The sequence below is a fragment of the Streptomyces jumonjinensis genome (assembly GCF_009600885.1).
GTDB classification, from domain to species: domain Bacteria; phylum Actinomycetota; class Actinomycetes; order Streptomycetales; family Streptomycetaceae; genus Streptomyces; species Streptomyces jumonjinensis.
Window position 1 is genome coordinate 103,763 of the sequence record NZ_VCLA01000191.1, and the last position, 2,082, is coordinate 105,844.

3 protein-coding genes are annotated in these 2,082 nt (G+C 68.3%); 2 read left to right on the forward strand and 1 reads right to left on the reverse strand.

Annotated features, from left to right (window positions below):
• Nucleotides 1-96: 96 nt before the first annotated feature.
• Nucleotides 97-285, reverse strand: coding sequence for a hypothetical protein (locus FF041_RS30405; RefSeq protein WP_153525762.1), 189 nt, complete (start codon nucleotides 283-285; stop codon nucleotides 97-99).
• A gap of 301 nt (nucleotides 286-586) precedes the next feature.
• Here FF041_RS30405 and FF041_RS30410 point away from each other — a divergent pair, with 301 nt between their 5' ends.
• Together FF041_RS30410 and FF041_RS38265 are read left to right on the forward strand one after the other, a co-directional pair.
• The gene (locus FF041_RS30410) at nucleotides 587-1,570 is read left to right on the forward strand and encodes a hypothetical protein (protein WP_194292231.1); all 984 of its coding nucleotides are present in this window, start codon (nucleotides 587-589) and stop codon (nucleotides 1,568-1,570) included.
• A gap of 29 nt (nucleotides 1,571-1,599) precedes the next feature.
• Nucleotides 1,600-1,953, forward strand: coding sequence for a hypothetical protein (locus FF041_RS38265; RefSeq protein WP_194292232.1), 354 nt, complete (start codon nucleotides 1,600-1,602; stop codon nucleotides 1,951-1,953).
• Nucleotides 1,954-2,082 lie beyond the last annotated feature (129 nt).

Sequence of the window (2,082 nt, forward strand, 5' to 3'; positions counted from 1 at the left end):
TAGTGGCTACCGGTGACCGGCGATGCCCCATCAGCGACCGTTTTGTTATGCCAGGACAGTCTTTGTCACCATCCCACAGCCACTCTTGCGGGGATGTCACAAGGTCCTGGGGATGGGGAGGTGACAGTCAAGGATCTTGCGGGCTTCCTTCCGGCGGGAGCGGCGGGGGTGGAATAGGGCGACGGCGACGATGACGACGTAGACGGTGATCCAGACGCAGAGGAGGGTGATCACCGCCCAGGCGGGATTGCCGGTCAGCGGCGGGAGAAGAGTGATGGTGGGCATCGGGTCCTCCAGGTTCGTTGCCGGGGCCATGTGCTCCGGCGGTTCACCAAGGACACCAGGGCTGGCGTTCCCGTCCCCCGTGAAGGTGGGGGGTCTCCAAAAGGGCCCACGCTGGGCGGGACGAGTTGGGTAGCGTCGCGGCATGCCCTCCACGAGTGCTCCGAGTCCCGCTGATCAGCGGCTCATCGACCACGCGCGCCAGCACGGCTATGTGGTCTCGGTGAAGCGGCTTACGGTGTGGAGGCGGGCGGGTCTGCTGCCGGGGAATGTGGTGCGGTCGCTCGGCCGAGGGCGTGGGAGTGTGTCGGTTCCGCGGGATGAGGCGTTCGATCTGGTGGTAGCACTCGCCCGTCTGGCCCGGAAGGGTGCTCGGCCGTCCGATCTGGCGCTGGCTCTGTTCGATGAGGGGCTTCCGGTGCCGGAGGAAGCTGCGCGGAAGGCTTTCGGCAGGGCGGCTCGGATTCCGGGTGCCGGCTTCGGTGAGGGCGGGCCGGAGGCCGGGGAGGACGAGGAGGAGTGGGCGGCGCGTGCCGCCGACGAGGTGATCGCGTCTGGGCAGCGCACCACGTTGGTTCCCACGCGGGCTCGTCGCATCGATCGGGGCATCGCGCGTCACCAGCACAGAGAGGGGGTGGTCTGGCCACCGCCGGAGCTGGATGAGCTGGACCGGAACCCGGAGCCTTCGGGACTGTCTGGCGGAGAGGCAACCACGGTTGCGGTGTCCATCGTGCTGCGCGGGGGCGCGGCTGTCACGCCGCAGGGGGTTGGTGACGTGCTGCGGTCGGTGCAGCCGGAGGGGTGGGGGAATCCGGTGGCGTCCCTGGTCGAGTACACGGTCGAGGACATCCCGGCTGCTGAGGCGGTCTTCCCCGCTGACGGCGGGATGACCACCGTCGCTGGTGGCGATGCCTGCAGCACACTGGCGGGGTTCGCGGAGACCACGCCGCTGGGTGATCTGCGGGCCGCTTGGGAGGCTGCTCAGGCGGTCCGGGACTGGGCGCTGGACCTGTGCGCTCGAACTGAGGCCGAACTGGATGCCGGGGAACCCGGTAGCGCGGTGACGGAGTGGCTGACGGGCCGGACGCAGATGTCGGGGCTAATGGTGCTGAACACCTTGCGTGATCACGCCTGGTCACCATCCGACCGGGCGCTTTCGGCGCTGCTTCTGCTCTTGATGCGGCAGGCACTGCGGGATGTCGAGGAGAGGATGCCGGGCTGCCAGTGGGAGCTGCTCGAATCCCCCGGGATGGCACCTGCTCCGCTGGTGCCGTTCTTCCGCCTGTAGCCCGTCTCAAGAATCCGGGTGGGTCGATCATGGAACAGAGTGTTCGCGGGACCGTGGTGGTGGCAGTGGCCGAGATGGCGGTGCTGCGTGCTCTGCAAGTGGCCGGGCATCGGTTGCTCGCGCGGCGGGGCCGGGCAGTGCGGGGCCCTCTAAGGGCTGTCCCCCCTTGGGAGCTGCATGTCCATCTACCGGTTGGTGATGCCGATCTGGATGTCCTTCTGCGGGACGCGTGGGCTATCCCGACTGCCGTCGGCCTGCCCTCGGTGGTGATCGAGGGACTGGATCAGCATGTGCGGATTCTGCTCGCTGCGGGCCTCGGGTACCGCCGGGACGACCTGATCAAGACGGTGTCCCGCCTGCCGCTGGAGCAGCTAGTGCTGTGACCGCATAGGTTCGCCGGGTTGGTTGTCGTGGCGGTTGGATGTGCGGTGACGTCCGATCCGACCGCTGGAGGCGTGGTGGCTGAGCCTGTCCGTGTGCGCAGACTGACCGACCAGGAGGGGCAGCGGCTG